A 25,616-nucleotide genomic window follows, 5' to 3' on the forward strand; every position below is an offset into this window, starting at 1 on the left:
CGCGGCCCTTCGCTTCACCTCATGGCCGTCCCGCTCAGGCCGGCTGGATGTCGCTGTTCTTCACGCGGAAGGTGCGCGAGGTGAACTTCGCCTCCAGCTCGCTGTCCGAGCGCTTGGAGTAGTCCTTGGCCACCTCCGCCGCGGGGATGAGGTGGAAGGTGGCGAGCGTCTCATCCGCCTTCACCTCCACCAGCACGAAGCCGTGCGAATCCGCGTCCGCGAAGCGCAGGCCCGAGTTGGACGCCATCAGCGTCTTCTCCATCTCCACGACGGCGTGCTGGTACACCGGCGCGCCCGTGGCGTAGCCCGCGCCAATCAGCGCCAGGCTGGCCAGGCTCTTGATGGAGCCGGAGGTGATGCCCGGCGCCGTCAGCACGGGCACGCCCTCCTCCACCGATGCGAACGACGCGTGGATGTCCCCGGAGATGAACAGCGTGTTCGTCACGCCCGCGGCCTTCAGCGTGTTGAGCATCACCTTCTTCTTCGTGGGGAAGCCGTCCCACTGGTCCACGCTGAAGTAGAAGCGCTGGCGCAGCGTCGGGTCCGTGATGTCCGCCTGCTGCCGGAAGTCCCAGATGAGCGCCGACAGCGACGTGGAGCTCACCACCATCTTCCAGGTGTTCGTCGCCGTGGTCATGGTCTGCTGGAACCACGCCTCCTGGTCCGGGCCGAACACGTCCTCGCTCTTGCCCTGGGACAGCTGGTACTTCACCGCCGCGAACAGGTCGAACGTGTCCTTCACCACCACGTAGCGCGAGCCCTGGATGTTGAAGAGCGCCGCCTTGCCCATGTGCGCGTACGCCAGGCCCCGGGGCTTGTCCGCGGGCGGAATCACCAGCGCCTTGTTCACCGCCGCCAGCACCTGGTTCACGTAGTAGAGCGCCACCGGACCGGCCACCCACTTGCCGGCCTTCTGCGCGGCCTCCGCGTCCGTCAGGCCCGCCGCCTTCGCCTGGCTCAGGTACACCGCCTGGAGCACCTGCTTCTGGTTCGCGTACGCCGCGTCGTCGATGTTCACGTACGCGAACGTGTCCGCCTGGAACGTCGCCTTCACCACGTCCGGCTGGCCCTGGAGCGCCGCGCCCAGCAGCGTCGCGTCCAGCGCCACGGTGCCCGGGTAGCCGTCCTCCGGGATGAGGTGGTCCGGCCGGTAGCTGCGGTAGTCCGTCACCAGCAGCTTCAGGTGCTTGCCGTACTCGAAGTCACGGTAGATGCGTGAGTTGGGGAAGCGCGGCTCGCTGCCCACGTCGATGGCGCCCGCGGCGGACTGCACCGTGTCCAGCGGGATGTACTCCAGGAAGGCCTGCTCCGCGTTGAGCTTGCGGTCCAGCTGCGTCTCGTCCCGCTTGCCGTCCTCGTACGTGGCCACGTCCTGCCAGCAGTCGTCGGAGAACTCGTGGTCGTCCCAGACGATGATGAACGGGTAGCGCTCGTGCACCGCCTGCAGCTGCTTGTCCGTGCGGGTCGTCTTGTAGAGGTCGCGGTAGTTGGAGAGCGAGTTCGCCGCCAGGTACGAGGTGAGGCCCGCGCCCTGCGGCAGCGCCCCATCCGGCTCGCTGAAGCGGATGCTCCGGCCGCCGTCGCCAGACTGGAAGGACGTGTCGCCCGTCGTCTCGTAGACGTAGTCGCCCAGGAACACGATGAAGTCCAGGTCCGCGTCCAGCTGCAGCAGCCGCTGCCAGGCGTTGTAGTAGCGGCCAATGAAGTCCTGGCAGCTGGCGAAGACGAACTTCACCGGCACGTCATCCCCCGCCGCCGGCGCGGTGCGCGTGCGCGCGGTGCGCGTGGTGTGCTTCTGGCCGTCCTTCTCGTAGGAGAAGCGGTAGTAGTACGTCGTGCGCGCGGACAACCCGGTGACCTTCACCTTCACCGCGTGGTCATGCTCCGCCAGAGCCGACAGGTCCGTCTTGTCCAGCACCAGCGTCTTGAAGTCCTCCGACGGAGAGACCTCCAGCCGCAGCGGCAGGTCAGAACCGGCGCGGTCCTTGTCCTCCACGCGCACCCACAACACCACGCTGTCCGGACGCGGATCCCCCGACGCCAACGACTGCGGGAAGTAGGGCGAGCCATCCGAAGTCTCCGTCGAGTCGTCGTCGGAGCATCCAAAGGTCGTCGTCGCCGCGACAGCAACCACGGCTTGCAGGAACGTGCGGCGTTTGAAGGGGTTGAACAAGGCGATGGACTCCAGCGGGAAGCAGGGGTGAAGGGGCTCCCGGACCCCGAAGTCTAGAGGCCCTCCTCCCTCCACACGAAACATCCCGGCGACAGGCCGGTGATGACCGTGCGCGTCACAACCCCGCAATCCCTCTCACGGTGAAGAAAAAGGGGCCGGCCCCATCACTGGAGACCGGCCCCTTTTCTACTTCACCCACCGCGCCGCTCCCCCCGGAGGTGCGCGGCGGACCATTTCCGCGAAACGCTTCGCGATTACTTCACGGCCTTCACGCGCGGGCGCTTCTCACCTTCCGGCGGCTCGCTGGGGGCGTCCGCGGCGGGCGTCGCACCCGCGGGCTTGCCGATGCCGTACTTCTCCAGCACCAGGGCCTCGACCTCCTTGTAGGTGTCCGGGTGCTCGCGCAGGTACTCCTTCGCGTTCTCCCGGCCCTGGCCGATGCGCTCTCCCTTGAAGGAGAACCAGCTGCCGCTCTTCTCGATGATGTTGTCGTTGGAGGCCAGGTCGATGAGGTCGCCCTCCTTCGAGATGCCCGCGCCGTACATGATGTCGAACTCCACCTCCTTGAACGGAGGCGCCACCTTGTTCTTCACGACCTTCACGCGGGTGCGGCTGCCCACCACGTTCTCGCCGTTCTTGATGGCGCCCACGCGGCGGATGTCCATGCGCTGCGACGCGTAGAACTTCAGCGCGTTGCCGCCCGTCGTGGTCTCAGGGTTGCCGAACATCACGCCAATCTTCATGCGGATCTGGTTGATGAAGATGACGCACGTCTGGCTCTTGGAGATGGTGCCCGTGAGCTTGCGCAGCGCCTGGCTCATGAGGCGCGCCTGCACGCCCATGTGCGCGTCGCCCATCTCGCCTTCCAGTTCCGCCTTCGGCACGAGCGCGGCCACCGAGTCCACCACCAGCACGTCGATGGCGCCGGAGCGCACGAGCATCTCCGCGATTTCGAGGCCCTGCTCACCGGTGTCCGGCTGGGACAGGAGCAGGTCGTCGGTGCGCACGCCCAGCTTGCGCGCGTAGCCCACGTCCATCGCGTGCTCGGCGTCGATGTAGCCGCACACGCCGCCCTTCTTCTGCGCTTCCGCGACGATGTGGAGGCACAGCGTCGTCTTGCCGGAGGACTCCGGCCCGAAGATTTCGATGATGCGCCCGCGCGGCACGCCGCCCACGCCCAGGGCGATGTCGAGCGAAGTGGACCCCGTCGAAATGGCCTGGACGTCCTTCATCATGGGCTCGTCGTTGCCGAGCCGCATGATGGAACCCTTGCCGAACTGACGCTCCACCGCCGCCAGCGCCAGCTCGATCGCCTTTTCCTTCTCCTGATTCACGGCCATTTCTCGTCGCTCCTTGGAAGAGTGGACCACCCCGGTCCACCTGAACGCGCTTTTAGTACGCGATGGGTAGACCCTAGTCCACCCCTCTGACATCCGTTTTGGGTCCTGGCGGTCAGCTCTTGCGCAGGGCAGCCAGGAAGGCGGCCACCAGCCCGCCCAATCCGGCCGCCCAACCCGCCGGAACCTCTGGCACCAGCACCATCCCCAACCCCATCCCGGACACCACCGTCAGCAGCGCCAGGGCTCCGCGATACAGGGGAGAGCCCACGGAGGCAACCGTCAGCACGGTCAGGGTCAGCAGGGTCAAAAGCCCCTGCAGGATGAGCAGCCCGCCAGGCACGATGACGCCCGTCAGCCCCAGCACCACCTGGAGCGCCAGCGCCCCCAGCCCCACCGCCAGGGCCGGGAAGGGCCCCCCTCTGGGAGGCGTCAGCCGCGTGCCCGGGACGGGGGCGTTCGTGAGGTGCTCCAGGTCCTCCGGACGCACCTCCAGCGCGTAGGGGAAGCCCAGGGCCAGCAGGGACTCCACCGCCGTGGCGCGGCAGGAGCGCCCGTCCGAGTCCACCAGCCCGTCCAGGTTGCCCCCCTCCAGCAGCCGGTGGAAGGCGTCCGCCTCCGTCCGGCCCCCGCCCTGCGCCCCCAGCTCCTCCAGGAGCTGGTTGAGGTTCCAGGACAGGCGCTTCTGTTCGTCCCCTTGCGCCCGCCGGGCCTGCTGCGCCAGCAGGTACATGGGCAGCGGCGAGTCCGTGGGCGGGGTGGGCGTGCCGCCCTGCGCCGGAGGCTCCCAGGCCGCCAGGTCCGACGGGGGCTCCGCCTCCTCTCCCAGGTGGGGAGATGGTGTGCGCGAACGTGGGCGGAAAGCATCGGACACGGTGGCGAAACTGTAACCGGGGCGCGGCTTGGGGTTCAAAGTGGGCAAGCCCGCAACTTCCAGCGGGCAACGGGGTTTCTGACCTCACGGATGGATTGGGACCCGGACACGCAGGCGATGCTGAAGGTGGCGGCGGGCGATAAGCAGGCCTTCGCCTGGCTCTTCGACCGGCACCACGCGAGCGTGGCGCGCTTCGCGTTCCGCTTCGTGGGGGACGCGGCGCGGGCGGAGGAGCTCACGCAGGACATCTTCGTGAAGCTCTACCGCCACGCGCGCTCCTACAAGCCCACGGCGAAGTTCAAGACCTTCCTCTTCCGGGTGGCGACGAACCACTGCCTCAACGAGATGCGGCGCGGCGAGTACCGCGTGGCGCGCCTCACGGCGGAGGCCCCGGCGGAGGAAGACGTGGGGGCGATGCGGATGCCAGGGCCCGAAGGAGACAGGCCAGACCAGGCGCTGAGCGGCCGGGAGCTGGAGGCGGCGGTGGGCCTGGCCTTGAAGGATTTGAGCGACCGCGAGCGGGCCGCGTTCACCATGTGCCGCTTCGAGGGCATGGCGTACCGGGACATCGCCGAGGCGCTGGAGGCGAGCGAGGCCGCCGTGAAGAGCCTCATCCACCGGGCCACCCTGGCGGTGGCGCGCAGGATTGAAGCGTTGCAGGCGGGCACCGTGCCCGCGAGGAGTCGGGCATGAGCTGTGCGTTCGAAGAAGACCTGACGGCCTGGGTGGACGGGGAGTTGCCGCCCCCGCACCGCGCGCGCGTGGAGGCCCATCTGGTCACCTGCGCGGAGTGCCAGGGCACGGAGAAGCTCCTGCGCCTCACGGTGGCGCGGATGGCGGCGCTGCCCGCCTTCACGCCCTCCCCCTCCGCCCGGCGCGAGCTGCTGGCGCGGGTGGACGCGCTGCCGCCCACCTGGCGCGAGCGGTTCGCGCACCTCTTGAGGCCCGGCGTGCTCGTGCCCTCGGCGGGACTGGCCGCCGCGGTGGTGCTGACGCTGCTCGTGGCCGGACGCACGCGCGTGGAGTCGCCCTCGCTGGAGGAGTGGGACCCGGGCGCGCTGGAGGTGGCGGCGAACCTGGAGCTGGTCGAGGACTACGAAGTGCTGGGGCTCAACAGCTCCGAAGACCTGGAGGTCGTCGAGAACCTCCATGAACTGGGGGTGCCGTGATGCTGGGAAGGATGACCGCCGGCGTGCTGGCCGTGGCGCTGATCATCGGAGTGCCCGCCCTCGCGGCCAACGCCCCCGCGCCCACCGCCGCGGAGCGCTTCGAGAAGCTCCCGCCGGAGCAGAAGGAAGCCCTGCGCGCGAAGCTGCGCGAGTTCAAGGCCATGTCCCCGGAGGAGCAGGCCCGCGTGCGCGCGAACCTCCAGCGCTGGCGGCAGCTGCCCCCGGAGGAGCGTGAGCGGCTGAAGACCAACCTGCGCGACTTCCAGCGCCTGTCGCCCCAGGAGCGGCAGGCGGTGCGTGAGCAGGTGCGCGAGCTGCGCGGCCTCACCCCGGAGCGCCGAGGGGAGCTGCGCGAACGGGTGCGCGCCTATCTCAAGGAACACCCGGAGCGCCGCGAGCAGATGCTGGAGAACATGCGCCGCTGGCGGCAGATGTCCCAGGAGCAGCGACAGGAGGCACGCGAGCGGCTGCGCGAAAGGCGGCGCAACAAGTGAGGCCCGCGCCCTGTTGGTTGCTGCTGTTCGCGCTCGCGGCTGGCGTGCCCGCGTCCGCCCAGCAGTCCCCGCCGTCCGATGAGGTTCCCGCGCCCGCGAAGGCCGTGCACCCCGAGGCCCCGCCTCCGCCGTCGGACACGCGCCGGCCCCAGCCCCAGCTCACCGACGAGGATCGCGAGGTGGTGGAGAACCTGGAGCTGCTGGAGTCGCTGGACGCCGCCGCGGACCTGGAGGTGCTCCTGGAGCTGGCGGACGAGAAGTAGCGGGAACGAAGAAGCCCGGGCCCCCTGTGAAGGGAGTCCGGGCTCTTTCGCATTCAGGCGTGGAAGCCGTGCAGCGCTACTCGACGGTCACGCTCTTGGCCAGGTTGCGCGGCTGGTCCACGTCGTTCCCGCGCATCTCCGCCACGTGGTACGCGAGCAGCTGGAGCGGGATGGTGGCCACCACCGGCGCGAGCAGCGCGCAGGCGGCGGGGATGCGGATGACGTGGTCAGCCAGGGTGTCCGCCTGCGTGTCGTCCTCGTCGAGGATGGCGATGACCTTGCCGCCGCGCGCGCGGACCTCCTCGATGTTGCCGATGATCTTCTCGTACGCGACGTGCGGCTGCTTCGGCGCGATGACCACGACGGGCATCTTCTCGTCGATGAGCGCGATGGGGCCGTGCTTCATCTCACCGCCCGCGTAGCCCTCCGCGTGGATGTACGAAATCTCCTTCAGCTTGAGCGCGCCCTCCAGCGCCACCGGGTGCATGGGGCCGCGTCCCAGGAAGAGGAAGTCCTGCGCGTTCATGAACTCGCGCGCGACGCGCTTCACCTGCGGCTCGCACTTGAGGACCTCTTCAATCATCTTCGGCACCTGGGCCAGGTGCGTCAGGTGCTCCTGCGCGCCCTCCACCGACAGCGTGCCGCGCATGCGGCCCAGCTTCACCGCCAGCAGGTACAGGGTGACGAGCTGGGTGGTGAACGCCTTGGTGGACGCGACGCCAATCTCCGGGCCCGCGTTGGTGAGGATGTGCAGGTCCGACTCGCGCGTCATCGCGCTGCCAATGACGTTGCAGACGGCCAGCGTGTGGGCGCCCAGCCGCTTGGCCTCCTTGAAGGCCCCCAGCGTGTCCGCCGTCTCACCCGACTGGCTGATGGCGATGACCAGGTGGCTCTTCTCCACGATGGGGTCGCGGTAGCGGAACTCGCTGGCCAGCTCCACCTCCACCGGCAGCCGCGCCAGCGATTCAATCATGTGCTTGCCGGCCACGCCCGAGTGCCAGGACGTGCCGCAGGCCAGGATGGTGACCTTGGTGAAGGACTTCACCTGCTCCTGGGACAGGTTCCACGTGTCGAAGTGGACGTCGCCTTCCGTGAGGAGCATCCGGCCGCGCAGCGTGTCCGCGATGGCGCGGGGCTGCTCCCAGATCTCCTTGTGCATGAAGTGCTTGTAGCCGCCCTTCTCCGCCATCATCGGCGTCCAGTCGATGCGGCGCGTGGGGCGGTTCACCAGCTTCCCGTCGCGGTTGAAGATGTCGACCTTCGCCGCGGTGATGACCGCCAGGTCGCCCTCCTCCATGTAGACGAAGTCACGCGTGTGCTCGAGCAGCGCGGGCACGTCGCTGGCCACGAAGTTCTGGCCCTCGCCCAGGCCCAGCACCATGGGCGACGCGTCCTTCGTGCACACGATGCGGCCCGGGTCGTTGGAGCACACCACCACCAGGCCGTAGGTGCCCTTCACCTGCTTGATGGCCGCGCGGACGGCGTCCGGCAGGTCCACGCCGCGCTCCACCTCCGCGGAGATGAGGTGCGCGAACACTTCCGAGTCCGTCTCCGACGCGAAGACGTGGCCGCGAGAGCGCAGCTCCGCCTTGAGCGCCAGGTGGTTCTCGATGATGCCGTTGTGCACCACCGCCACGTTCTTGTACGTGTGCGGGTGGGCGTTCTCGTCGGAGGGGCGGCCGTGCGTGGCCCAGCGCGTGTGGCCAATGCCGGTGGTGCCCTTGGGCAGGTCCTGCACCACGCGGTTCTCCAGGTTGCGCAGCTTGCCCGTGGCGCGCACCACATTGAGTTGGTTGCCGCCCACCACCGCGACGCCCGCGGAGTCGTAGCCCCGGTACTCGAGCTTCTTCAGACCCGACACCAGGATGGGAGCAGATTCCTTGTCACCGACGTAGCCAACAATCCCGCACATGTTCGTCCTGCCTCTTTCTCGTCCCGCGGCGCCGGAGCAAACCACGGGCAACCCGTTCACGCCCAACACGCCCAACCCCGCCCCGCCGACCGACCAGCAGGCGAGCACTCTTCCTAACCAGCCTTCACCTTCACCTGCCGGGCCTTCTTGGCAGCCACCCACCCCTCCTTCACGACCTGTGGCGCGCGGGACACAGCGAGGCTCCCAGGAGGCACATTTTTCGTCACCGTGGAGCCCGCGCCGACATACCCGCCGTCCCCCACCTTCACCGGCGCCACCAGTTGACTGTCCGAGCCGATGAAGACGCCATCGCCCAGCTCGGTCAGGTGCTTGTTCACCCCGTCATAGTTACAGGTGATGGTGCCCGCGCCGATGTTGCAGCCCGCGCCAATGTTCGCGTCGCCCAGGTAAGTCAGGTGGTTGGCCTTGGTGCCCTTGCCGATGCGGGTCTTCTTCGTCTCCACGAAGTTCCCCAGATGCACTTCCTCTGCCAACTCCGTGGCGGGGCGCAGCCGGGAGAACGGGCCGATGATGCAACGCTCGCCCACACGCGCCTCCTCCAGCACGGAGTAGGGCTTGATGTGGGTGCCATCCGCCACGTGGGAGGCCGTGAGCACGCTGCCCTGGCCGATGGTGACGCTCTTCCCGATGACGGTGCCGGCCATCAGCGAAACGCTGGGGCCTACTTCCGTGTCGGTGCCAATGGTGATGCCCTCTTCGATGTACGCGGTGGCGGGGTCCTGGATGGACACGCCCGCGCGCATGTGGGCTTCGTTGATGCGCTGCTGGAGGACGCGGGCGCGCGCCGCCAGCTCCACCTTGTCGTTCACGCCCGCGGTCTCCGTGGCGTCCGCGTCCACCGCGCCCACGGGGCCCAGCTTCGCGGCCATCTCCACCAGGTCGGTGAGGTAGTACTCGCCCTGCGCGTTGACGGGCTTGATTTCGGCCAGCGCCTTCCAGAGGAAGGCCGCGTCCACGGAGTAGATGCCCGCGTTGCACTCCTTCACCGCGCGCTGCTCCGGGGTGCAGTCCTTGTGCTCCACGATGCGCGCCACCTTGCCGCCTTCGCGGATGACGCGGCCGTAGCCGGTGGGGTCTTCCAGCGTGGTGGACACCAGCGCCAGCACTCCGCCCGCGGCGTCGTGCGCGGCGAGCAGCGACTGGAGCGTCTCCTTCCGGAGCAGCGGCACGTCTCCGTAGAGGATGAGCACGCGGCCGTCGTGGCCCTTCAGCGCGTCCTGGGCCGCCTTCACCGCGTCCGCGGTGCCCTTCTGCTCCTTCTGGAGCGCGAAGCGCAGGGGCGCGTCCGGGAAGTGGGAGCGGATGGACTTCTCCACCTCCGCTGCCTGGTGGCCCACCACCGGCACCACGTGCGTGGCGCCCAGTTCCAGGGCCCGCTTCAAGGGATAGGCGCAAAGGGGCCGGCCGAGGATGGGGTGAAGGACCTTGGCCTTCTCCGACTTCATCCGCGTGCCCTTGCCCGCGCACAGCACAACCGCCGCCAGAGCTGTCATATGCGGCGGAGAATTAGGGACCGCCGATCAACTCGTCAACCGCGCCCGGACTTCAAAGCGGATCGCGGGACGTCCGGGGAGGGGCGGGCGCTGACTGCTACACACAACGTGTTGCATTGGACCGTGATGCCGAAGCGCGGCTTCAGGAACGTCGTCAGCCGCGCCGAAGTGGAGGCCGGAGTCGGAACCGACGCCGGGTTTTCCACGGGGTTCGGAAGACTCATGAGCACCGCCCGTTGCTGCGCATGACCGGAGACTGCCCCGCCTCCGCTCACAATCCAAGGAAAAAAATGTTGTCTGGCTGAAACCCTGGCCCTGGCGCGGCGCGTGGTGCATTAGGGAACGGCCGGAAATCACAAGGAAAGGCCTCCAGGTGGGGAAAACACACATGGGCGCCGCGGGACGGAAGTCGTTCCGCGCGCTGGGACTCGCAGTGTTGCTGGTGGCGGCGCAGGCGGGTGCGGCACGTCCCTACCGGGGAGGTGCGGTGGCCACGGCGTATCCGCCCGCGAGCGAAGCCGCGCTCCAGATGCTGGACAAGGGCGGCAACGCGGTGGACGCGGCGGTGGCGGCGGCGTTCGTGGCGGCGGTGGTGGGCCCCTACCACTCCGGCGTGGGCGGCGGCGGGTTCGCGCTGGTGCACGACGCGAAGTCGGGCGGCACCCAGGTGCTGGACTTCCGGGAGGTGGCTCCCAAGGGCGCCTCGCGCGACATGTACCTGAAGGACGGCGTGCTGGTTCCGGGCCTGTCCACGGACGGCGCGCTGAGCGTGGCGGTGCCGGGCGCGGTGGCGGGCTACCTGGAGCTGTTGTCCAAGCACGGCAAGCTCAAGCCCGCGGTGGTGCTGGCCCCGGCCATCCGGCTGGCGAAGCAGGGCTTCTGGGTGACACCCAAGTACCAGCAGATGGCCACCGGCCGCGCGGAGTGTCTGCGCCAGGACCCGGAGGCCGCGCGCATCTTCCTGACGCCCAACGCGCAGGGCACGCCGGACGTGCCTCCGGTGGGGCACCTCATCAAACAGCCGGACCTGGCGCGCACGCTGGAGCGGGTGGCCAAGGGCGGCGCGAAGGCCTTCTACGCGGGCCCGGTGGCGCAGGCGCTGGTGAAGACGGTGCAGGACGCGGGCGGGCTGCTCACGCAGGAGGACCTGACGAACTACCGCACGCGCCCGGCCACACCGCTGGAGACCACCTACCGCGGGCACCGCATCCTCACCATGCCGCCGCCCAGCGCGGGCGGGCTGGCGGTGGTGCAGGTGCTGGGCATGCTCCAGCAGCTGCGGCCGCAGGGCGTGCCGTACCGCGACCCGGAGTCGCTGCACCTCTACGTGGAGGCCGTGCGGCGCGCGTACGTGGACCGCGCGAAGTACCTGGGCGATCCGGCCTTCGTGCAGGTGCCGCTGGAGCGGCTGACGTCGCCCGGCCACATCGCGGACCTGGCGGGCGGCATCGACCCGAAGAAGGCCACGCCCAGCGCGTCGCTGCTGGCGCCCGTGACGGGCGGGCCTGTCTCCACGCTGCGCAAGGACGCGGGGCCGCTCACGCCGGAGCCGGAGAAGAAGAACACCACGCACATCTCCGTCATCGACAAGGACGGCAACGCGGTGGCGATGACGACCACGGTCAACTACAGCTTCGGCTCGTGCCTGGTGGCCAAGGGCACCGGCGTGCTCCTCAATGACGAGATGGACGACTTCGCCGCGCAGCCGGGCGTGCCCAACGCGTATGGGCTCGTCACCGGTGAGCCCAACGCCATCCAGGCCGGCAAGGTGCCCCTGTCCTCCATGTCGCCCACGCTGGTGTTCTCCAAGGAAGCCCCCAAGCGGGTGATGCTGGCGGTGGGCAGCCCCGGCGGCTCCACCATCCCCACCACCGTCATCCAGGCCATCAGCAACGTGGTGGACCAGGGCATGGACGTGGCGCGCGCGGTGGGCATGGGCCGGCTGCACCACCAGTACCTCCCGGACGAGCTCTGGGTGGACAAGTGGGGCCTGGAGCCGGCGACGCTGTCCGCGCTGGAGGCGAAGGGCCACAAGATTCGCCGGGTGGACGCCTGGGGCGACGCGGAGGCCGTCTACAGCGACCCGCGCACCAACCTGCGCTATTCCTCCAGTGACCCGCGCAACGAGGGCGCCGCGACGGGCCAGGACTGAAACGAAGGAGAACGACTGCCCGTGGCCGAGCCGCTTCCGCTCTTCGATGCGCACCTCCACCCGGAGGCCCTGACGGACCAGGACCTGGAGTCCATGCGCTTCTTCGGCGTGGAACAGGCCCTGGTGGTGGCGCACCACTTCCCGGAGCCCACGGCCAAGGGGCTGCGTCAGCACTTCGACCAGCTGGTGGAGAAGCAGCTGCCGCGCCTGGAGCGGCTGGGCATCCGCGCCTGGGCCGCCCTGGGCGTGCACCCGCGCTGCATCCCGCGCCGGGGGCTGTCGGAAGTGCTGAGCCACCTGCCGGACTACTTCGAGGGCGGCCGGGTGGTGGCCCTGGGCGAGACGGGGCTGCACGCGGGCGGCGAGGAGGAGGAAGAGGCCTTCCTGGAGCAGTTGGCCCTGGCCCGTCAGCTCAAGCTGCGCGTGGTGGTGCACACGCCGCTCAAGGACAAGGAGCGCCACACGCGGCGCATCCTCACGCTCCTGCGCCAGTCAGGCCTGCTGCCCTCGCGCGCGCTGGTGGACCACGCCAACGCGCGCACCGTGCGGACCATCCTGGAGGTGGGCCACTGGGCCGGCCTCACCCTGCACCCGGAGGCCCTCCAGGCGGACAGGGCGGTGGCCCTGGTGCGGCGGCTGGGCAGCGAGCGCCTGGTGCTGGACTCGGACGCGGGCGACGGCGCGGGGGACATCCTGGGGCTCGCGCGCACGGCGAACCTGCTGGGCAAGGCGAAGCTGTCCGAGCGGCTCGTTCGACGGGTCACCCGGGACAACGCCGCCCGCTTCTTCCAGATCCACGACTGAGCGCGGCATTCGCGCACCGTGCGGGTGGCATGCGGTGCGTTGAAAAGTGGACGGCGGCCCAGACCTGTCAGCGCTGTAAATGAGACGGGCCCCGCGCAGTGAAGCGCGGAGCCCGTGGGTTTACAGCCTGGAACCCCGAGGAGGGTCCTAGTTCACCGAGACGGAGGCCTGAGCCTCCGGGTGCAGGGTGAGCCCCTGCGCGTCCGGCGCCAGCCGCACCTGCACGGGCACGCCCTGGGAGCGGTACTCCGCGAGGGAATCCGCCGCCTCGTCGAGCAGCTGCTGATAGCGCTCCTCCAGCTCCACCGCGATCAGGAGCATGGTCTCGCCAGCGTCCGTCACGCCCGGCCGGTACACCTGGCACCGCTGGAAACGCGCCCAGCGACCGTTCTGCATCTTCACAAGCTCGCCGTCGTAAGCCATGCGCAGCACCTCTTGAGTGAAATCCGACGGACGCAATGTAGAGGCGAATCCCGGCGCTGTCATCCCCCTGCTTGAAAATTCGTAAACCCTTCGTGATTCCAGCGGGTTGCCAACGCTCAAGGGGGTACACAGGGGTGCTCCGGGGACCGGGCCGGCGCAAAATGTAAACTGGGACACTGTCAACGCGGTTAACCCGGTCCGGGGGGCGATGCCGCGTCGCGCTGTCAACACTCCGTGAACCCGCCAGCCCGGGAGGGGCGGCCAGGGGACGGGGCGGGACTGACGCGTGGCACCGCGCGGGGGCATCCCTTAGATTCCACAGGATGAAGTTGCCCCTGCCGTTCCGTCGCGACCGCCCCATCATTCCGTCCGCCAATGCGCAGGATCACGCGGAGCGGTTGATCGCCGAGTCCCTGCGCATGCTCGGACAGGTGTGTTCGAAGGTCGCGGACGCCATCGAGGCGCAGCGGCTGGAACGCCAGGGCTACGCGCACAACAGCTACCTGCGGCGCCTGGACAAGGACGAGGACGACGACGCGAAGAAGTCCTCCGGGCCGGGCACGGGCGGATGACGGCTCACCGCGAGCCTCCTGAAGAGCACGACCCCAGCGAACACGAGGACGACGACGCGCCGGTGCCGTGCCTGGCGTCCTCGCCGGCCGCGACCTGGAGGGAACAGGGCATCCAGATGCCCATGCCCGCGCTGGCGGACGAGGAAGGGCCCCGCGTGGACCCCGGCCTGCCGCCCGTCGTGGACGCGCACGTGCACCTGTTCCCCGACCGCGTCTTCGAGGCGGTGTGGCGCTGGTTCGACCGCTACGGCTGGCCCATCCGCTACAAGCTGCACACGCCCCACGTGCTGTCCTTCCTGCTGTCCCGGGGCGTCGAGCGCGTGGTCGCCCTGCACTACGCCCACAAGCCGGGCATGGCGCGCGCGCTCAACGCCTTCGTGGCGGAGGTGGCGAAGGCCGAGCCCCGCGTCATCGGCCTTGGCACCGTGTACCCGGGCGAGCCCGGCGCCGTCGGCATCCTGGAGGAAGCGTTCACCCTGGGGCTGAAGGGCGTGAAGCTGCACTGCCACGTGCAGGCCTTCTCTCCGGACGCGCCCCAGCTGAACGAGCTCTACGAAGCGTGCGCCCGGGCGGGCAAGCCGCTCGTGATGCACTCGGGGCGGGAGCCCTCCAGCGCCCAGTATCCGGTGGATCCGCACCAGCTCTGCGCCGCGGAGCGGGTGGAGCGCGTGCTGAAGGATCATCCCACGCTCAAGCTGTGCGTGCCGCACCTGGGAGCGGACGAGTTCGACGCGTACGCGCGCCTGCTGGAGCGCCATGACACGCTCTGGCTGGACACGACCATGGCGGTAGGCGGCTACTTCCCCGTGCCCCTCCCCCGGAAGGCGCTGGAGGTCCGGCCCGAGCGCATCCTCTATGGGACGGACTTCCCCAACATCCCCTATGCGTGGGACCGGGAGCTGCGGGCGCTCGCCGGGTTGGGGCTGGACGAGGCCGCGCTCGCGGGCGTGCTGGGAGGAAACACGCTGTCGCTCTACGGGGAATGTTGAAAAGAAACGAAGGCCCTTCCGCAATGAGGAGGGCATTCCCATCTTCGTCCCCATAGAATCGCGGTCCCCAAGCAGACGCCGCCACTCCAGAGGCTCAAGCCCATGTCGAACTTCATCCTGGTCGTCGACGACGACGCGAGTCACCGCACGCTCATCTGCGATGCCCTCCAGGAGATGGGCTATGCCACCATCGAGGCCAAGAACGGCCGAGAAGCGCTGGACCTTCTGGAGGACGACATCCCGGGCGCCGTGCTCCTGGACCTGCGCATGCCCGTCATGAGCGGCTGGGGCCTGCTGGACGCGCTCAAGAAGATGCCGCGGGCGCGCAACCTGCCCATCATCATCATCTCCGGCTACGGCTTCGAGTGGGAGGCGGAGCTGGTGGGCGCCGCTGGCTACATCTCCAAGCCGGTGGACCTGGACAAGGTGCGCACCACCGTGCAGCAGATCGTCGGGCCGCCGGAGGTGGCCATGGTGCACTGAGTCGGGAAGCGCCCGGCGGGCCGCACCATCCGTCAACCCGAGGATTGTGGGCAGCCCCTGGGTGCATGGTGTGATGGCGTCCTTCATGACGCCCCCCCCTTCAGAACCGGCCGGCTCCGAGCTGGCCATCGATGCCCGCGGCCTCGTCAAGCGCTTCGGCACCTTCACCGCGCTGGACGGCCTGGAGCTTCAGATTCCGAAGGGCGCCTTCTACGCGTTCCTCGGCCCCAACGGCGCCGGCAAGTCCACCTCCATCGCGTTGCTCACCGGCGTGTACGGGCCTGACAAGGGCACCATCCGCATGCTCGGCGTGGACGCCGTGGCCAGGCCCCTGGACGTGAAGCAGCGCGTGGGCGTGGTGCCGGAGGAGCTGAGCCTCTTCGAGCGTCTCACCGGCCGTCAGTACCTCACCTTCTGCGCGCGCATGTACGGACTGGATGGCGCGGAGGCCGCGTCGCGCGCGGTGGAGCTGTTGGAGCTGACGGAGCTCACGTACAAGGCGGGCGCGCTGGTGGCGGAGTACTCCAAGGGCATGCGCCGCAGGCTCGCCATCGCCGCGGCGCTCATCCACGCGCCGGAACTGGTGCTGCTGGATGAGCCCTTCGAGGGCATCGACGTGCTCGCCGCGGGCGTCATCCGGGAGCTCTTGCGCGAGCTGTCCCGCCGGGGCGTGACGCTGCTGCTCACCACGCACGTGCTGGAGATCGCCGAGCGGTTGGCCACGCACGCGGGCGTCATCCGGGGCGGGCGCATGTTGGATCAGGGCCCGGTGGAGCAGCTTCGCCAGCGCCACGGCGTGTCCACGCTGGAGGCGGTGTTCGAGAAGCTGATCGCCGTGCCCGCCGCGCGCAACGCGAAGCTGTCGTTCTACGGCGAGCCCGCGGCGAACGTGGTGCCGCTGCGCCGGGAGACCGCGTGAGCAGCCCGCGTCCGAAGGTCCCCGGCTTCTTCCAGCACCTGCTGCTGCTCTGGGGCCTGCGCCTGCACCTGGGCCTCAACCAGGGTCCGGGCAAGAGCCGCCTGCTCGCGGTGGCCGCGTTCGTGGGCTCCAGCGCGCCGGGCGTGCTGCTGGGCCTGAGCTTCTTCAAGCTGATGAGGATGCCGCTCATCGTGCACAGCAACGTGTGGCCGTACTTCATCCTCAACCTGCTGTGCTTCGTCACCGCCGCCACGTGGGTGACGTGGCCGCTGTTGTCCGCGGGCGTGGATGACCACTCCGAGCTGTCGCGCTACGCCGCGTTCCCCATCTCGCCGTTCCGGCTCTTGATGGGCTCCACGGTGGCGAGCCTCTTCGAGCCGCGCGCGCTGGTGTTCTACGCGCCCCTCACCGGCGCGGCGGTGGGCTATGCGTCGCGGCACCGGCTGGCCTCGCCGTGGCTGGCGGCGGTGCTCTACGTGCTGTTCGCGCTCTTCTGCGCGGCGTGGAGCCGGGTGGGCCTCTACACGGTCATCAACGTGCTGAGGGCGAAGCACAGCGCGCGCATCATGGGTGGCGGCATGGTGGCGTTCCTCGTCGCCGCGTCGTTCATCCCGCCCATCGACACGTCGTGGCTCACCAGCATGGGTGAGACGGGCGTGGGCGCGCTGGACATGAGCCTCATCATCAACGCGGCGGTGGCGCTCAGCCAGGTGCCCCCGGGCTTCTTCGGCGACGGGCTGGGACAGCTGGCGCACGGCCGCGTGGGCATCGCCATGCTGGAGGCCTTCGGGCTCCTGTTCTTCACCGCCATGGGCATGGTCGTGGCGTACGCGCTCTTGATGCGCTTCCACCGGCAGGCGGGAGGCCGCTCCGGCGGCGACCGGGGGGATGGGAAGGACAGCGACCCGTTCGCCACCACGGGCTCGCGCTTCGACACGCTCCTGCGCCGCGAGGTGCTGGACCTGTGGCACAACCCGCGCGCCCGGTTGCTGGCGGCGGTGCCCTTCATCCTGGCCATCCTGCTGAAGCTGCTCTCCGGCAGGGATCTCTTCGTGTACCTGCTGGGCGGCAGCGCGGACGCGTGGGTGATGGGCGGCCTGAGCATCTACGGCGCGGTGATCATCGCCTCCACGTTCTCGCAGAACACCTTCGCGTACGACGGGCACGGCTTCGCGGTGTTCCTGGCGGCGCCCATGAACCTGGCGGACGTGCTGCGCGCGAAGAACCGGGTGCAGGGCGTGGCGGCGCTGGGGATGGCGGTGCTGGTGGGCGCCTTCTACCGGGTGTACTTCGGCTCGGGCACGCTCGTGGACTTCCTGTGCGCCATGGCCGCGGTGGCGGCGGTGGTGCCCATGCTGCTGGCCGCAGGCAACTTCCTGTCGCTGTACTTCCCGGTGAAGTTCCACGCGAGCCTCAAGCGGCGCGACCGGATTCCCCTCACCGCGTCCATGCTGGGCATCTTCGCGGCCAGCGTGGGCTGCATGCCCTTTGGCCATGCGCTGCGGGCCGCGGGGAAGGACGGGCCGGGCTGGCAGTCCGTGGCCTTCATCCTCGGGTTCGCCGTGCTCCACTTCGGCGTGTACCGGGTGACGCGGCCCTGGGCGATGCGGCTGTTGGATCAACGCCGGGAAATCGTCCTCCGGGCTGTGACGCGCGAATGACCGCGCGGGCGGGGCCTGGGTGGGCCCCGCCCGGCAGGGCGTCACTCAGTACGTGACGCCGAAACTCGCGGCCTGCTTCTTCACGCTCTTCATCACGTTGGCGTCGAAGGCGTCCTCCTTGGTGGGGGCGTTCTTCGTGAGCCACTGGTCGCGCTCGGTGGCGAGCTTCGCGACCTTCTCCTCCAGCACCTTGCGCTCGGCGGACAGCTGCTTCACCTTCGCGGCCTGCTCCTCCTTCTTGAGGCCCTTGAGCTCCTGGGGCAGCTCGTCGTCCTTGAGGGTGCCGAGCGCGGTCGGCTTCTCCAGCAGGTCCACGCCGCCCGCGACGGCCGCGGGCGCGCTGCTCACCGCCCCGGCGCTGGCGGCGCTCTTCCCTGCCCCCCGGCTCTCCTTCATGAAGCTGATGCGGTCCGCGACGGCCTCCGCGGCCATGCTCTTGGTCGCCTCCGCGCGGGCGCGGTTCACGGCCTGGGCCTCCGCGCGGCCACCGTAGAGCGTCTTCGACGCCAGCTCCGCGTTCACCCGCGACAGCTCCGCGTCAAAGGGCGTGGCCACCGCCACCATGCCGCCCGCCGCGTCGATGGAGTCGAAGGTGCCGTCCGTCAGCTTCGCCACGTAGCGCCAGGACTCCTCGGTGGAGGAGTCCGCGCCGCAGCGCACCGTGTTCACCACGATGTGGCGCTCCTTCGCGCGCTTGGACCAGAGCTTGAAGTCCCAGGCGGCCTCGCGCTGGGCGGGGGGCGCGTCGCCCACCAGGAAGATGACCTTCATCACCTCTCGGTCCTGGCTCCACTTGAGCAGCGACACCGCCTCGCCCAGGCCGCGACCCACGTGCTCGGGGAAGTCCCCGCCCCCGTTCGCGTCCAGCTTGCGCAGCTCCGCGAACATGGAGTCCATGTCGTCGCTCAGGTCGAAGCGCTTCGTCACGTACGCGTCCCCCTGGTCGCGGTACGCCACCAGCGCCACCTTCAGGTGCGGCGTGGGCTTGCCCTTCGCGATGCGCGACGCGATGGAGAAGATCTTCTGCTTGGCGCCCTCCAGCAGGCCGCCCATCGACCCCGTCGTATCCAGCACGAACGCCACTTCGATTTCAGGCCGCGCCCCCTGCGGCTGGACCTGCGCGTCCTGGCCCTGCGCCTGCGCGCCCTGCCCCGTGGGCGCCTGCGGTCCGGTGACCGGCGTGTCCGTGGGCTTCGTGGGCTTGACGGTCGCGGGCTTCTCGGCCGCGGGCTTCGCGGTGGTGGTGGCCGGAGTGCTGGCGGGCGTGACGGCCCAGGCGGAGGTGGCGGACAGACCGGTGGCGAGCGCGGCCGTCAGGACGGCCCGCGAGAGGGGCTTCAGGTTCATGGGTGTGGGCTCCTGGGGACTGCGCGGGGCGGGCACGTTCGCGCCGCCTGCTCCTGTAACGGACAGGCCCGCCGGAAGTTCTACGCACCCGATTGCACCCCTCCGGAACGGGCGTTACGCCCCGGGTCCGTGCGCGTCTGGGCGGCGGCTGCGCGCGGTCGCTGGAGGCCCACGTCGGGACTTATCTCGCCGCCTGTTCGTTGTTCCGCTGACGCCCGCCTTCCCCGGGGACGCTTGCGGGCCCTCGCGCCCCGGCCCCATGCTCAACCCTGCTTCGCCACCCCTGGAGCCCTCCCATGCCGCGTTCCCTCCCCCGTCTCGCCGTCCTCGCCTGCGCGCTGGCCCTGGGCTGCGGCGGCAACACGCCCTACTACCACCTGGATTGGGGAGGCGCGGACACCGTCACCGCCGCGCCCGGCGACTCCGTCCCCTATGACATCGCCATCCAGCGCATCGCGGACAACCTGGGTGAGGTGCGCGTGAGCGCGGCGATCTCTCCCGAGGGCGTCACCTTCGGCCCGGCGTTCTCCCTGCCGGAGGGGGAGACCCTCGTCAGCACCACCGCCACCATCTCGGTGTCCAACAGCGTCACGAGCTACGGCGTGAACGCGCTGCAGCTCATCGCGGAAGACCCGGCCAACAACGTCACCGCCCGGGGCAACATCTCCCTGGTCATCCTGGCGCCGCCCGAGCCCCAGCCGGACTTCGCCCTCGCCGTGGAGCCCCGCCAGGTGAACGTGACGCCCGGCCAGTCCGCCCAGGTGACGGTGACGGTGACGCGCGCGGAGGGCTTCACCGGCGCGCTCACCCTCACGCTGGAAACCCCGGGCACGACGCGGCTGGGCGCCGACCCCGTCACCCTGGCCCCGGGCGAGACGACCGCGCAGGTGCGCGTCACCACGGACCGGTCGCTCTCCGCCCTGCCCTACGTGGTGAAGTTCGTGGCCACCGACGAGAGCGGGCGCGCCGCCAAGACGGGCTTCACCTTCAACCTGAACAACACCTGAGCAGGCCTTCAAGGCGCCCCGCGCCGCCCGGTGTCAGGCGCGGGGTACCAGCGGCGTCTCCGCGGCGCTAACTTGAGGACCGCCATGACGCCGCCGACCACCCCCATCGCACCCGCTCGACGCCAGGCCGCCCGGGAGGCCCTCTCCCTGGATGACGAGGCCCTGCTGAAGGTCTGCGACGTGGAGTTCTTCATCGCCTCCGGACCCGGCGGACAGCACCGCAACACCACCGCCAGCGGCGTGCGCCTCTCCCACCCGCCCACGGAGCTGTCCGTCACCGCCACCGAGCGCCGCAGCCAGTCCCAGAACAAGGACGCCGCCGTGCGCCGCCTGCGCGCCGGCCTGCAGGCCCTCACCTTCGTCCCCAAGGTCCGCAAGGCCACCCGCCCCACCCTGGGCTCCAAGCGACGGCGCCTGGAGGACAAGAAGCGCACCTCCGAGAAGAAGGCCGGCCGGGGCGGCAAGGTCGCGGATTAGGCGACCCGGCCTCCGCCGCTATGCACGACGTGCGGACCTCGCAAGCTTTGCGTAGCCGCTGAGGTCGCCCACTCACAGCCACACGGTTTCTTTCCAAGGCTCCCCCCGCACGGGAGCCCTCCCACGCCGGGGCATACGGTGTGCACAGGCCAGGGGTGACCTCCGACCCCGAGGGGGTCAGTTGGCCTCCAACCCCCGGTGAACCCTTGGCCCCCATCACCCCCAGAATTTCCGCGGCGCGGCGAATCCTGCTGGGCCTGGCGCTGCTGACGGCGCTGCCGGCGTCCGCGACGGACATCGTCACCTTCAGCCAGGGCGCGCTCATCATCCCGGAGCAGGCCACCTTCCAGCAGGGCTGTGGAAGCCTGTCGGCCTACGGCCTGGTGTGGCGCCTGTTGCAGTCCAACGAGGCGGGCGGCTTCAACGCCAACCACCCGGTGACGGTGTACCTGGCCATTGATGACACGAAGCGGTCTCCCAACCGCTGCGTGCCCACCAACAAGCACCTGCCGCCCCTGCCGCACAACGGCCAGTGGAACGACCCCAGTTGGAATGACGGCTGTGACTTCCACATCTCCCGCGCGGACGCGGCGCCCGTCGTGCCGGTGCCGCCCCTGCAGGCGCTGCCCCCGAGCGGCCTGTTCCCCGAAGCGAACATCGACAACTTCACCACCAACCCCGCCCAGGCGCGGCCGAACTTCACGGCCACCACGCTCAGCACCGCCAGCGGCTTCCGCGACGTCCAGTACATGGGCGGCGCGTTCATCATCGACGCGAAGGACGCGAAGAACGCGCTCGACTTCCTGAACTCCTCCGCCGGAGCGGACGCGCCGAAGAAGTTCCGCACGACGTGCAGCTGCAACAGCTTCAGCAACGGCATCGGCTGCTTCTACGTGCGCATGCACCAGGCCACCATCGAGTTCAACGCGCCCATTGGCCGGCGGTTGAACCGCGTGCCCCCGAAGATCGCCCTGCTGGACCTGGACGACGACAACGCGGTGGACAAGTCGTTCGTGAAGGGCGGCATGCTGGACGACTACCTGCGCAACGCGGGCCTGGACTTCAACGGCGCGGGCGGCTGCCCGCAGGGCACCACCAGCGGCTGCACCCTCAACGGCGGACAGCCCGGCCTCATCTACGACGCGCTCCACGCCAACGCGGACCTCATCTCCACCACGGCGTTCCCCAACGGCCTGCTCAACGCCGTGGACCCCGTCACCCAGCGCCCGCGCTACCGCGTGTTCTGGGCGCCGCACTGGCAGATTGGCGACAGCACCCGCCCCGCGTACCAGTCCAACGGCGACGGCGCCGGCAACCAGGCGGAGAACGTCCTCAACAACATCGCCCACTTCACCAACCAGCGCGGCAACGGCCTGTTCGCCGAGTGCACCAGCATCTGGTCCTACGAGCACACCGACAAGGTGGGCGGAGGGCTGGTGCCTTCCACGCGCTTCCAGGGCGACGTCAACTTCGAGAAGAACAAGCTGGGCAACAGCGGCAAGAACTGGGACGGCCGCAACTGCACGGACCCGGACTACATGAACGAGTCCTCGCCCCGGCCCGCCTGCATCATCTACCCCAACCCGGGCGACCCCTTCTCCCAGCTGGGTGACTTCCGCTTCAACAACGTGGCGGGCGAGACAGAGAACTACCGGACGACCTTCAAGAACGGCGTGCGGCGGCTGGCGGTGAGCTGGGTGAACTACGCCGCGGGCAACCAGTACGACAACCCCACGCACGTGGCGGCGAACGCCCTTCGCGGCAACGACTTCTTCTCCTTCAACCAGAAGGACAATGATCCGCAGAAGGCGACCATCGTCTATCTGGCGGGCCATGACTTCAAGGACAGCGTCGCGGGTACGCGCATCGTGCTCAACACGCTGCTCAACCTGGGAAACGAACCGCTGCAGAGTGAGCGCACCGTGTCCGCGCCCGTCGCGCTGGACGACACCAACGGCAGCGACACCAACGGCTCGCGCGCCCTGCTGTTCAAGACCTCCTACAACGCCGTGACGGGCTACCCGCCCGGCGCGGACACGTACACGCCCGCGCAGGGCTCGCACTGGGTGTTCCCCTACTACCCGGGCACGCTGCGCGCGCACTCGCTCATTGGCGGGGATGCGCTGTCCACGGGGGAGAACTCGCTGTCTGACGGAACGCTGTGGAACGCGGACGCGCGCCTGCCCGCGCCCGGCGACCGCAACCTCTTCACCTACTTCGGCGGCGAGGTGACGGTGAACCCGACGCTGGCCGCCGGCCGCACCGCGCCGCACGGGGTGATGCAGGTGGGCTGGAAGCCGGAGGAGGTCTCCGGCACGCGCATCAACCGCAACTACGGCTCGGTCCCCAACACCGGCTGCGTGGACGAGCTGAAGCTCGGCCGCGCCACGGAGCGCGACGGCAGCTTCCGCTACGACTTCGTGAAGGGCCCGGACGGAATCTGTGACCTGCAGCAGGCGACGCAGTACTCGCCGCAGCTGGCCGGGGCGGACTTCGGCGTCGCCAACGAGGTCATCAACAAGCTGCAGCTGGGCGTGGACTTCAACGCGGTGGCGATGATGCTCCAGCGGGTGCGCGGCTACTGCTACGCCACGGTGTCCGGCAACGACGGCGCCGGCGAGACGCCCATCCTCGAGCCCTCCGTCACCCAGTGCAACAACGAGGACGCGGACAACAAGGCGCACCTGGGCGGCTTCATCCACTCGTCGCCCGTGGTGGTGACGGCCAGCCCCCTCATCCAGGACACCACCGCCGCCCGCCCCACGGTGGCCTACGCGGCGGGCCTGGACGGTCAGGTGCACGCGTTCTACGTCTCCGGCGGCGCGCGCTATGACGGCCCCGCGCAGAGCCTGAACTTCCCCAACCCGGACGCGAGCGCGCGCTTCAAGACGGACTTCGCCCAGCGCTTCCGCTCCGGCACCACGCCCCCGCCGGGCACGGAGCTCTGGAGCTTCCTGCCGGCCACGCAGCTGGCGGGCCTGCGCAACAACACCGCGCGGGTGAACAGCGCGCCCGCCGTCTTCGACGTGTTCGCGGACTTCGTGGGCACCGGCCGCCGCGAATGGCACACCGTGCTCGTCGCCAACGTGGGCCAGACGGGGCGCGACCTGTTCGCGCTGGATGTCACCAACCCGCTCAAGCCCGTGCTGCTGTGGCACCTGGTGGGCAGCCACTACGCCACCTCCAGCGCGCCGAACTCCGCGGTGGCGCTGGCGGACAAGGGCCAGGGCGGCATGGATTGGACGTACACCTGGGACGAGGACTCGAGCCTCTTCCTGCTGCCGCCGCGCGCGGACCCGGGCCGTCAGCCGAGCGGCCTCTATGACTACAGCGGCCTGGGTGGCTCGCGCGGGCTGTCCGTGGGCGTGGGCCGTCTGGGCATGGAGCCCGTGTACGCCGTCTTCGTCGCCTCCAGCAGCTCCGGCGCGCTGCCGGTGCCGGGCTCGCCCGGCTCTCCCGCCAAGGGCGTGCAGGTGTTCGCCATCGACGTGGCCACCGGCCAGAAGCTGTGGCAGTGGCAGCAGGCCTATACCAGCAGCGTGGACAACAGCGCGCCCGCCGCGCCCACCGTGTCGCAGGACTCGAGCGGCGCCGCGCGCCTCTACGTGGGCGACATGGAGGGCAAGCTCTGGGAGCTGGACGCGTCCACCGGCGTGAACATCAACGTGGCGCGCATGGGCCCCGCGTGCTCGGAAGCCGCGCCCTGCAAGTACACGGCGATGAACATTGGCGGGCTGCCCGTCACCAGCCAGCCCATCAGCACCAACGTGGGCCTGGCGCGCATTCCGCTCGACGCGGCGAACGCCTCCGCCTTCAGCCAGTACAAGGGCAAGGTGGTGGCCCTGGTGGGCACCGCCGGCATGGACTGGGTGCCGGACACGGTGGGCGGCCGCTTCCACGCGCTGCTCCTGGACGCGGGCCTCCGGCTGCCCCTGGGCACGGACGGCTATCGGCTGGACGGCTCGCCCATCAACGCGAACCTGGCCCACACGGAGGCGAACACCTTCGGCGTGCTCCAGGAGCCCGCGCCCTTCCCGCTCATCTTCCCGGCGCCCGAGCACGTCTACGGCAACATCACCATCGCCGGGCGCACCGCGTACTTCAGCACCGCGGAGGAGTCCGTGAACGACCCCATGCTGCTGAGCGCGTCCGTTGGCGGCCACACCTACAGCATCGACCTGGGCAATACAGCGACCACGCAGGCGGGCATCCAGCCCATGAGCGGCGCGACGCTGGCCAACTACGGCGGCGTGGCCGTCTACCACCGCGACAGCGGCGGCGCGTCCACGGACTTCGTGGTGGGCGCGGAGGTGAGCGCCCTGCGCGTCACGCGCATCGACAACGCGACCAACACCGGAGCCTCCAGCCCCAACGCGAAGGACTCCGTGGACGGCAACAACGGCGTGCTCTACCAGCTCCTCAACTGGAGCCAGAGGTTCCTCGAATGAGAGCCCTTCCCTCTTCCGCCGCCCGGCGCGGCAGCAGCCTGTTGGAGGTGCTCATCGCCACGTGCGTCCTGGCGCTGGCCGCCGTGGGCGCGGTGATGGGCATGGTGGCCGCCACCCGCGACGTGAAGGACGGCCAGGTGCTCCAGGGCCGGCGCATGCTGCTGGAGGCGCGCGTGCAGCGGCTGTGGCTCGCGTCCAAGATGGAGCTGGCCAACCAGGCCATCCCCCGGCCCGCGCTCTTCCCCGCGGACGTGGCGCTGGCCACGGCGCCCTGGGTGCTGGACCCCAGCACGCCGCAGACCGGCGACATCGGCACCGGCGCCTACTTCCGCGTGCGCCCCACGGGCCAGGTGGAGCCCGCGCTGGACGTGCCCGCCGGCACGCCCTGCACCACCGTCACCCCGGACACGGTGCTGCCCCGAGACGTCTACTGCCGCGAGGTCCTGGTGACGCAGGGGCTGCCCAAGGACCTGCCGCCCGCGGCCCAGGCAATGGTGCCCGCCGGGGCGCTGCCCTTCACCTTCTGGACGCGCGCGTACCGCAAGGGCGACAGCCTGGACCGCGCCATCGTGCACAGCGAGGTCTTCGTCCAATGAGG

The 25,616-nt window shown here is 69.7% G+C and carries 22 protein-coding genes; 15 read left to right on the top strand and 7 right to left on the bottom strand.

Going from position 1 to position 25,616, the window contains the following annotated elements; translation table 11 throughout:
* Positions 1-34 precede the first annotated feature (34 nt).
* The 3 genes from D7Y11_RS01100 to D7Y11_RS01110 all read right to left on the bottom strand — a co-directional run bounded on the left by D7Y11_RS01100 (position 35) and on the right by D7Y11_RS01110 (position 4,384).
* The gene (locus D7Y11_RS01100) at positions 35-2,257 is read right to left on the bottom strand and encodes an alkaline phosphatase (protein ID WP_126932808.1); all 2,223 of its coding nucleotides are present in this window, start codon (positions 2,255-2,257) and stop codon (positions 35-37) included.
* Positions 2,258-2,427: 170 nt separating this feature from the next.
* Positions 2,428-3,513, bottom strand: coding sequence for a recombinase RecA (gene recA / locus D7Y11_RS01105; protein ID WP_120600023.1), 1,086 nt, complete (start codon positions 3,511-3,513; stop codon positions 2,428-2,430).
* Between the two features lie 112 nt (positions 3,514-3,625).
* On the bottom strand, positions 3,626-4,384 hold the full coding sequence (locus tag D7Y11_RS01110) for a hypothetical protein (RefSeq protein WP_126932809.1): 759 nt from the start codon (positions 4,382-4,384) through the stop codon (positions 3,626-3,628).
* Between the two features lie 90 nt (positions 4,385-4,474).
* On the opposite strand from D7Y11_RS01110, the gene D7Y11_RS01115 reads away from it, so the two are divergent.
* Genes D7Y11_RS01115 through D7Y11_RS01130 form a run of 4 tightly spaced genes read left to right on the top strand, consistent with a single transcriptional unit; the run spans position 4,475 to position 6,310 of the window.
* The gene (locus D7Y11_RS01115) at positions 4,475-5,077 is read left to right on the top strand and encodes an RNA polymerase sigma factor (RefSeq protein WP_121753720.1); all 603 of its coding nucleotides are present in this window, start codon (positions 4,475-4,477) and stop codon (positions 5,075-5,077) included.
* Positions 5,074-5,553, top strand: coding sequence for an anti-sigma factor (locus tag D7Y11_RS01120; protein ID WP_120576843.1), 480 nt, complete (start codon positions 5,074-5,076; stop codon positions 5,551-5,553). Before D7Y11_RS01115 ends, D7Y11_RS01120 begins: the two co-directional genes overlap by 4 nt.
* Positions 5,553-6,047: a DUF3106 domain-containing protein gene (locus D7Y11_RS01125; RefSeq protein WP_120576844.1), complete on the top strand. Its 495-nt coding sequence runs from the start codon at positions 5,553-5,555 to the stop codon at positions 6,045-6,047. The genes D7Y11_RS01120 and D7Y11_RS01125 overlap by 1 nt, the downstream gene beginning before the upstream one ends.
* On the top strand, positions 6,044-6,310 hold the full coding sequence (locus D7Y11_RS01130; RefSeq protein WP_126932810.1) for a hypothetical protein: 267 nt from the start codon (positions 6,044-6,046) through the stop codon (positions 6,308-6,310). Before D7Y11_RS01125 ends, D7Y11_RS01130 begins: the two co-directional genes overlap by 4 nt.
* A gap of 76 nt (positions 6,311-6,386) precedes the next feature.
* Here D7Y11_RS01130 and glmS read toward each other — a convergent pair whose 3' ends face one another.
* Positions 6,387-8,222, bottom strand: a complete 1,836-nt coding sequence (gene glmS, locus D7Y11_RS01135; RefSeq protein ID WP_121753722.1) for a glutamine--fructose-6-phosphate transaminase (isomerizing) — start codon at positions 8,220-8,222, stop codon at positions 6,387-6,389.
* Positions 8,223-8,335: 113 nt separating this feature from the next.
* Positions 8,336-9,736: a bifunctional UDP-N-acetylglucosamine diphosphorylase/glucosamine-1-phosphate N-acetyltransferase GlmU gene (glmU, locus tag D7Y11_RS01140; protein ID WP_126932811.1), complete on the bottom strand. Its 1,401-nt coding sequence runs from the start codon at positions 9,734-9,736 to the stop codon at positions 8,336-8,338.
* A gap of 388 nt (positions 9,737-10,124) precedes the next feature.
* Here glmU and ggt point away from each other — a divergent pair, with 388 nt between their 5' ends.
* Together ggt and D7Y11_RS01155 are read left to right on the top strand one after the other, a co-directional pair.
* Positions 10,125-11,888, top strand: a complete 1,764-nt coding sequence (ggt, locus tag D7Y11_RS01150; protein WP_126932812.1) for a gamma-glutamyltransferase — start codon at positions 10,125-10,127, stop codon at positions 11,886-11,888.
* Between the two features lie 21 nt (positions 11,889-11,909).
* Positions 11,910-12,692: a TatD family hydrolase gene (locus tag D7Y11_RS01155; protein WP_120599847.1), complete on the top strand. Its 783-nt coding sequence runs from the start codon at positions 11,910-11,912 to the stop codon at positions 12,690-12,692.
* A gap of 147 nt (positions 12,693-12,839) precedes the next feature.
* Here D7Y11_RS01155 and D7Y11_RS01160 read toward each other — a convergent pair whose 3' ends face one another.
* Complete coding sequence (locus D7Y11_RS01160) at positions 12,840-13,115, bottom strand: hypothetical protein (protein WP_120561800.1); 276 nt, start codon at positions 13,113-13,115, stop codon at positions 12,840-12,842.
* 323 nt (positions 13,116-13,438) lie between these two features.
* Between D7Y11_RS01160 and D7Y11_RS01165 the strand changes: the two genes are divergently transcribed.
* The 5 genes from D7Y11_RS01165 (at position 13,439) to D7Y11_RS01185 (ending at position 17,739) form a co-directional block, all read left to right on the top strand.
* A complete protein-coding gene (locus tag D7Y11_RS01165; protein WP_120576850.1) occupies positions 13,439-13,687 on the top strand; it encodes a hypothetical protein in 249 nt (82 codons plus the stop codon).
* Entirely contained in the window at positions 13,684-14,676 is a 993-nt protein-coding gene (locus D7Y11_RS01170; protein WP_120576851.1) for an amidohydrolase family protein, read from the top strand. The genes D7Y11_RS01165 and D7Y11_RS01170 overlap by 4 nt, the downstream gene beginning before the upstream one ends.
* Before the next feature lie 102 nt (positions 14,677-14,778).
* Positions 14,779-15,159, top strand: a complete 381-nt coding sequence (locus D7Y11_RS01175) for a response regulator (RefSeq protein ID WP_014394116.1) — start codon at positions 14,779-14,781, stop codon at positions 15,157-15,159.
* 85 nt (positions 15,160-15,244) lie between these two features.
* Positions 15,245-16,078 carry an ABC transporter ATP-binding protein gene (locus D7Y11_RS01180; RefSeq protein WP_120576870.1) on the top strand — a complete coding sequence of 278 codons (834 nt, stop codon included), beginning with the start codon at positions 15,245-15,247 and terminating at the stop codon, positions 16,076-16,078.
* Positions 16,075-17,739, top strand: coding sequence for a hypothetical protein (locus D7Y11_RS01185; protein ID WP_126932813.1), 1,665 nt, complete (start codon positions 16,075-16,077; stop codon positions 17,737-17,739). Before D7Y11_RS01180 ends, D7Y11_RS01185 begins: the two co-directional genes overlap by 4 nt.
* Before the next feature lie 45 nt (positions 17,740-17,784).
* On the opposite strand, the gene D7Y11_RS01190 is transcribed toward D7Y11_RS01185, so the two are convergent.
* The gene (locus tag D7Y11_RS01190) at positions 17,785-19,086 is read right to left on the bottom strand and encodes a VWA domain-containing protein (protein ID WP_126932814.1); all 1,302 of its coding nucleotides are present in this window, start codon (positions 19,084-19,086) and stop codon (positions 17,785-17,787) included.
* 296 nt (positions 19,087-19,382) lie between these two features.
* Here D7Y11_RS01190 and D7Y11_RS01195 point away from each other — a divergent pair, with 296 nt between their 5' ends.
* The 4 genes from D7Y11_RS01195 to D7Y11_RS01210 all read left to right on the top strand — a co-directional run bounded on the left by D7Y11_RS01195 (position 19,383) and on the right by D7Y11_RS01210 (position 25,614).
* Complete coding sequence (locus D7Y11_RS01195) at positions 19,383-20,093, top strand: hypothetical protein (RefSeq protein ID WP_126932815.1); 711 nt, start codon at positions 19,383-19,385, stop codon at positions 20,091-20,093.
* 84 nt (positions 20,094-20,177) lie between these two features.
* Positions 20,178-20,570, top strand: a complete 393-nt coding sequence (locus D7Y11_RS01200) for a peptide chain release factor-like protein (protein WP_120598980.1) — start codon at positions 20,178-20,180, stop codon at positions 20,568-20,570.
* Between the two features lie 206 nt (positions 20,571-20,776).
* Entirely contained in the window at positions 20,777-25,018 is a 4,242-nt protein-coding gene (locus tag D7Y11_RS01205) for a hypothetical protein (protein WP_126932816.1), read from the top strand.
* A complete protein-coding gene (locus tag D7Y11_RS01210) occupies positions 25,015-25,614 on the top strand; it encodes a type II secretion system protein (RefSeq protein WP_120576856.1) in 600 nt (199 codons plus the stop codon). Before D7Y11_RS01205 ends, D7Y11_RS01210 begins: the two co-directional genes overlap by 4 nt.
* Positions 25,615-25,616: the final 2 nt, after the last annotated feature.

Source organism: Corallococcus sp. AB018, from assembly GCF_003986945.1.
GTDB classification, from domain to species: domain Bacteria; phylum Myxococcota; class Myxococcia; order Myxococcales; family Myxococcaceae; genus Corallococcus; species Corallococcus exiguus.

Bases quoted from the DNA above. Each gene is read 5' to 3' on its own strand.
- D7Y11_RS01200 (WP_120598980.1), top strand. From the start codon at position 20,178: ATGACGCCGCCGACCACCCCCATCGCACCCGCTCGACGCCAGGCCGCC.
- glmU (WP_126932811.1), bottom strand. From the start codon at position 9,736: ATGACAGCTCTGGCGGCGGTTGTGCTGTGCGCGGGCAAGGGCACGCGG.
- ggt (WP_126932812.1), top strand. From the start codon at position 10,125: ATGGGCGCCGCGGGACGGAAGTCGTTCCGCGCGCTGGGACTCGCAGTG.
- D7Y11_RS01175 (WP_014394116.1), top strand. From the start codon at position 14,779: ATGTCGAACTTCATCCTGGTCGTCGACGACGACGCGAGTCACCGCACG.
- glmS (WP_121753722.1), bottom strand. From the start codon at position 8,222: ATGTGCGGGATTGTTGGCTACGTCGGTGACAAGGAATCTGCTCCCATC.
- recA (WP_120600023.1), bottom strand. From the start codon at position 3,513: ATGGCCGTGAATCAGGAGAAGGAAAAGGCGATCGAGCTGGCGCTGGCG.
- D7Y11_RS01180 (WP_120576870.1), top strand. From the start codon at position 15,245: ATGACGCCCCCCCCTTCAGAACCGGCCGGCTCCGAGCTGGCCATCGAT.
- D7Y11_RS01100 (WP_126932808.1), bottom strand. From the start codon at position 2,257: ATGTTTCGTGTGGAGGGAGGAGGGCCTCTAGACTTCGGGGTCCGGGAG.
- D7Y11_RS01170 (WP_120576851.1), top strand. From the start codon at position 13,684: ATGACGGCTCACCGCGAGCCTCCTGAAGAGCACGACCCCAGCGAACAC.
- D7Y11_RS01125 (WP_120576844.1), top strand. From the start codon at position 5,553: ATGCTGGGAAGGATGACCGCCGGCGTGCTGGCCGTGGCGCTGATCATC.
- D7Y11_RS01160 (WP_120561800.1), bottom strand. From the start codon at position 13,115: ATGGCTTACGACGGCGAGCTTGTGAAGATGCAGAACGGTCGCTGGGCG.
- D7Y11_RS01165 (WP_120576850.1), top strand. From the start codon at position 13,439: ATGAAGTTGCCCCTGCCGTTCCGTCGCGACCGCCCCATCATTCCGTCC.
- D7Y11_RS01115 (WP_121753720.1), top strand. From the start codon at position 4,475: ATGGATTGGGACCCGGACACGCAGGCGATGCTGAAGGTGGCGGCGGGC.
- D7Y11_RS01190 (WP_126932814.1), bottom strand. From the start codon at position 19,086: ATGAACCTGAAGCCCCTCTCGCGGGCCGTCCTGACGGCCGCGCTCGCC.
- D7Y11_RS01120 (WP_120576843.1), top strand. From the start codon at position 5,074: ATGAGCTGTGCGTTCGAAGAAGACCTGACGGCCTGGGTGGACGGGGAG.
- D7Y11_RS01210 (WP_120576856.1), top strand. From the start codon at position 25,015: ATGAGAGCCCTTCCCTCTTCCGCCGCCCGGCGCGGCAGCAGCCTGTTG.
- D7Y11_RS01195 (WP_126932815.1), top strand. From the start codon at position 19,383: ATGCCGCGTTCCCTCCCCCGTCTCGCCGTCCTCGCCTGCGCGCTGGCC.